General features: G+C 53.9%; 1 protein-coding gene. It reads left to right on the top strand.

Annotation, left to right across the window (positions count from 1 at the left end; genetic code table 11):
• Positions 1-270: hypothetical protein (locus NZ653_10115; GenBank protein ID MCS7287471.1), on the top strand; the 270-nt coding region annotated here is incomplete at its 5' end.
• Between the last annotated feature and the right edge of the window lie 142 nt (positions 271-412).

Below are 412 nucleotides of genomic sequence, written 5' to 3'. Positions count from 1 at the left end.
GGCTGGTTTCACCATATGGCTTTGGCCTTTCTCGCGTTTGCTGTGGCCTGGCAGTCCGCATCCAACCGGGAGCGAGCGTTTGTCCTTATTGCCTACGCGCTGATCAATGTGCAGGGCCTGTTCTGGCATCAATTGGTCGGACATACCCTTTTGCTATCGTTGGGTACTTATGGTTTGCTGATCCTCTGGGGAGTGCTGGCATGGCAGATTACAGAGCATAGGCGACGAATTCGGAAAAATCAGAGAGGTGATGCTCTTGCCTCACAGTAATCGGCTTGTGCTGATCATTCTCTTCGTGCTGGCAGCCGTTGGCTTGTTTAAGCCGTGGGTCCACGGGGCCGATGGTATGGGGTATTATTCCTGGCTGCGGTCGGCGGTGCTGGATGGTGATTTGGATACAGCCAACGAGTAT

The sequence above is a fragment of the Anaerolineae bacterium genome (assembly GCA_025062375.1).
In the GTDB taxonomy this organism is placed as follows: domain Bacteria; phylum Chloroflexota; class Anaerolineae; order SpSt-600; family SpSt-600; genus SpSt-600.
The sequence above is the reverse complement of the archived record's forward strand: the minus strand, read 5'-3'. Positions and strand labels throughout refer to the sequence as shown.